The organism is Arthrobacter sp. 05T47, assembly GCF_056395825.1.
The window spans coordinates 1-4,257 of the sequence record NZ_JBFTKG010000079.1; the positions used below are offsets into that span (position 1 = coordinate 1).

At 64.6% G+C, this 4,257-nt stretch carries 4 protein-coding genes; 2 read left to right on the plus strand and 2 right to left on the minus strand.

The genetic code is table 11. The annotated features are described in order from the left end of the window. A partial coding sequence (locus tag AC1DEY_RS22610) for a carbohydrate ABC transporter permease (protein ID WP_476869950.1) occupies positions 1 to 720 on the minus strand: 720 nt, incomplete at its 3' end. A gap of 4 nt (positions 721 to 724) precedes the next feature. Further along, positions 725 to 2,014, minus strand: coding sequence for an extracellular solute-binding protein (locus AC1DEY_RS22615; RefSeq protein ID WP_476869951.1), 1,290 nt, complete (start codon positions 2,012 to 2,014; stop codon positions 725 to 727). A gap of 314 nt (positions 2,015 to 2,328) precedes the next feature. Here AC1DEY_RS22615 and AC1DEY_RS22620 point away from each other — a divergent pair, with 314 nt between their 5' ends. Then, on the plus strand, positions 2,329 to 3,399 hold the full coding sequence (locus tag AC1DEY_RS22620; RefSeq protein ID WP_476869953.1) for a LacI family DNA-binding transcriptional regulator: 1,071 nt from the start codon (positions 2,329 to 2,331) through the stop codon (positions 3,397 to 3,399). 152 nt (positions 3,400 to 3,551) lie between these two features. Continuing rightward, on the plus strand, positions 3,552 to 4,257 hold a 706-nt coding region (locus AC1DEY_RS22625; RefSeq protein WP_476869952.1), incomplete at its 3' end, for a LacI family DNA-binding transcriptional regulator.

The window sequence follows — 4,257 nt, forward strand, 5'->3', positions numbered from 1 at the left end:
GGCCAGGGAGCCGACCACCATGAGCGTGGAGGAGGCCAGGGAGCCGACCACCATGAGCGTGGAGGAGGTGATGATGGTGTACTTCAGCTGGGGCAGCGTGATGTTGAAGAACTGCTGGACCCTGCCGGCGCCGTCGATCTGCGCGGCCTCATACAGCGACGCGGGGATCTGGCGCACGCCGCCTTGGTAGATCAGCGTGTGGAACGGGACGAACTGCCAGGCGATGACGAAGACGACGACGAACAGCACCAGATCCGAATTGCCCAGCCAATCCTGGGCCAGGATCGGCAGGCCGAGCCCGGCGCCCAGGCCGAAGTTGGGGTCCAGCAGGGCCTTGAACGCGATGGCGACGGCGGCCGAGGACAACAACAACGGCACGAAGTACAGGACGGCCAGGGCCGCGCGGTACTTCTGGCCCGCGGCGGTGAAGACGCCCAGGAGCAGGCTGATGGGCGCCTGGATGATGAAGGAGAAGAACATGATCTTCGCCGTCACCAGCAGTGCGTTGCCGGTGACGGGGTCCGTCAGGACGGTTGTCCAGCTGGCCAACCCGTCCAGCTTGATCTCGCCCAGGCCGTCCCACGAGGTGAAGCTCAGGAACAGGACGCCGAGCAGCGGAATGATGGCGAAGATCAGGAAGAAGGCGAGGGCTGGCGCGGCCAGCCACCCCGACGGGCCCGGTTGAAGGGCCCGCCGGGAGGAACCGGATGTGGTGGACACTGGATTACTTTCCGATCGTCGCGTTCATCGTGGCGACGAACTGCTCAGGGGTGATCTTCTTCAGGAAGATCTGGTCCAGGTTGGCCAGCATGGCATCACCCTGYGCCGGGCTCAGRGCCTGGTCCCAGGAGAGCGTGAAGCTCGGGGCGTTCTTGGCCATGCCATAGACGTAGGTCAGGAAGTCCTTGTCCGGGGAYGCGGCGAGCTTGCTTTCGATGCCCTTGACCACGGGCACGGCGCCGGAGTCGATGAGGGCCTGGATGTTGCTGTCCGAGAACATGCCGGACTTCACGTAGTCGAGGGCTGCCTTCTTCTGGCCGTCGGTGGCCTTGGAGGAGACGGACCAGAAGTTGGAGGGGTTGCCCACCACGTTGGTGGGRTCTCCCTTGCCGCCGGAGACCGTGGGGAACGTGGTGTAGCCGAGCTTTCCGCTCTTGACGAAGTCGGCGGCGTCCTTCTTCATGCCTTGGTAGATCCAGCCGCCCTGCAGGATCATGGCCGCCTTGCCGGTGTACAGCAGTGCCTGGTCGGCGTTGCTGTCCGCTGCGATGGAGGAGAAGCCGTTGGCGAAGCCGCCGGCGTCCACGAGCTGCTGGATCTTCGTCAGCGCCTCGGTGACCGCGGGGTCGGACCAGGCGTCCGGCTTGTTGGCTGCGATGTTGGCGAAGACCTCCGGGCCGCCGATGCGTTCCACGAGGTATTCAAGCCACATCAGGTCCGGCCACCTGGACTGGCCGCCGAGCGAGAACGGTGCGATGCCGGCTTCCTTGAACTTCGGCACCAGGGCCATCAGTTCATCCCAGGTCTTGGGGGCCTGGGCACCCACCTTGTCGAAAACGTCCTTGTTGAAGTAGAGCACCACAGGCTGGACATTGTTGTTGGGCAAGGCGTAGGTGTTGCCGTCGATGACGCCGTTCTTGAGCACCGCCGGGAGGTAGCGGTCCTTGACCTCTGGGTTGTCCGCCAGGAACCCGGAGAGGTCATCCACCTGTGCGGCGTCCACGTAGGACTTCAGCACGCCGCCGCCCCAGCCGTAGATGAAGGTGGGGCCCTGGCCGGCACCGACGGCGGTGCGCACCTTGGTCTTGTAGGCGTCGTTCGCGAAGAAATCCAGCTTGATGGACGAGTCCGGGTGGGCGGAGTTCCAGTCMGTGACGGACTGCTGCAGGACGGGCTGGTTGCCGCCCGTCAGYCCCCACATKGTGGCCGARTCSGCGCTGGCGGCAGTTCCCGCCGGTCCGCTGGAGCCGCAGGCGGCCAGGCTGATCGAAACTGCGGCGGCCGAGAGGGCCATTGCGGCACTGCGAAACGTRCGATTTTTCATCTGGGATTCCATTCGTCCTCCGGGGTCTGCGCTGATGGCCCGGTYGTGGGAGTGGCAGCTCTGCCCTCCYGAGGAAGGCGGCGCTGCCGCTGCTGATGGTGTGAAGCTAAGCTTCGAAAAGTTTCGTAAAAGTTTGCAACTTCTGAAACTAAAGTAGTGGTGACAACAGTCACAGTCAAGAGCGAAATCCGAACTCACAGGACATTAATGGCAAATGTACTTGACGCGCTGGGCAAACACAGTGAGACTTCTTCGTATCGAAATATTTCGAAASTACAGGAGTYATCGTGTCACTAGTCCAGGGTTCCGGCAGGCCCACGCTTGCCGCCGTCGCCCGGGAGGCCGGCGTCTCCTCACCTACGGTCTCCAAGGTCATCAACGGCCGGGAGGACGTTGCCGAGAGCACGCGCACCAAGGTCCTGGCGGCACTTGAGCAGCTGGGCTACCAGTCCACGCACCAGCGCAAACACGCCGAGAGCCGGACCGGGATCGTGGAGGTGGTGTTCGACTCGCTGTACTCSGCGTACTCYGTCGAGGTCYTGAACGGAGTGCTGGAGCAAGCCGCTTCCATTGACGTCCAAGTCCTGGTCGATGTRACCGGGCACCCGGCKGCCATGACGCTCAGTCCGGAGCGGCGGGCCCAACGCATCCTGGATGAAGGCCGGCTCGGTTTGATTGTGGTGACTTCCGGCTTTAGCACAGCCCAGCTGAGCGCCTTCCGCCGGCGGCACATCCCGGTTGTGGTGATCGATCCGCTCAACCCGCCGCCGCCGGAAGTTGTCAGCGTGGGTGCCACCAACTGGGCGGGCGGCAAGGAAGCTACTGAGCACTTGCTCGGCCTCGGCCACCGGCGGATCGCTTACATTGGCGGACCGGAGTCGGCGGAATGCAACCAGGCGCGCCTCCACGGCTACATGGCGGCACTCATGGCCGGCGGAGTCCAGGTGCGGTCCGACTACGTCCTGCTGGACAAGTTCCGCCCAGAACACGGAATTCGCAGCCTCCAGACCCTCATGGCCCTCCCCGAGCCACCGACAGCCATTTTCGCGGGGAGCGACAGCATCGGCCTCGGCGTCCTGGCCGAAGCCCGGAGGCACGGACTGCGGATCCCCGAGGACCTGAGCCTGGTGGGCTTCGATGGCACATATCAGGCGGAGCAGTCCATCCCGGCCTTGACCACCGTGACGCAGCCGCTGCAGGAGATGGGCCGCACCGCCCTGCGCGCCGTCCTCCGGCAGGCCAACGGCGAGGAACTCGACTCGCGGCGGGTGGAACTGGCCACCCACCTGGTGGTCCGGGAATCGACGGCGCCTCCGGCGCTGGGGGACCCGGAGCCGGGCACGGCGGGCGACTAGTCTCCGCAAAGTAGCCCCCCAAGCTGGTCCCCCGCGGGCCGACCCTTGCGCCCGGGTTGTGATGCATGCCATACTCATCTTCGATACGCATCGACGATGCGTATCGACAACRYCYAGCGACAACCCRTAGTGAGGGAAGGGAGGGCAGGAACGTGCCGACCAGCAAAGATGTGGCAGAGGCGGCCGGTGTCGCCCAAAGCACGGTCTCCTATGTCCTCAGCGGCAAGCGCCCCATCTCGGAGAAGACCAGGAAAAAGGTCGAGGCCGCGATTGAGGAGCTCACTTACCAGCCGAACGCTGGAGCCCGTGCGCTGGCGAGCCGAAAGACCCGCGTCATCGGCCTGGTCATCCCTTTCATCCCTGAGCTCGAGATGGGCTCGATCATGGAATTTGTCTCCGTCATTGCCAACACCGCCCGGCAATACGACCACGACGTCCTGCTGGTCACCGAGGATGAGGGTGCCGCCGGGCTCCGCCGCGTAGTGGGGCAGCAGATCTGCGACGGCCTCATCCTCATGCAGGTTGAAGGCGAGGACGAGCGGCTTCCGGTCGTGCGGACCCTCAACGTCCCCGTGGTGCTGATCGGCATCCCCCGCGATCCGTCCGGGCTGGTCTGCATCGACGCCGACTTTGAAATGGCCGGCGAACAATGCGTCCACGATCTTGCGGCCGCAGGCCACTCCGTGATCGCCGTCATTGACTGGCAGCCCGCGGTGGTGGACCGGCACGTGAACTACGTAGACAGGTTCATGCGCGGGACGGATGTTGCCGCCGCGGCCTTGGGCGTGACCGTGTTACACCTTCCCGGCGGGGCCGACCTCGCCACCATTTCCAAATCCGTGGACGAAGCCTTGGCAT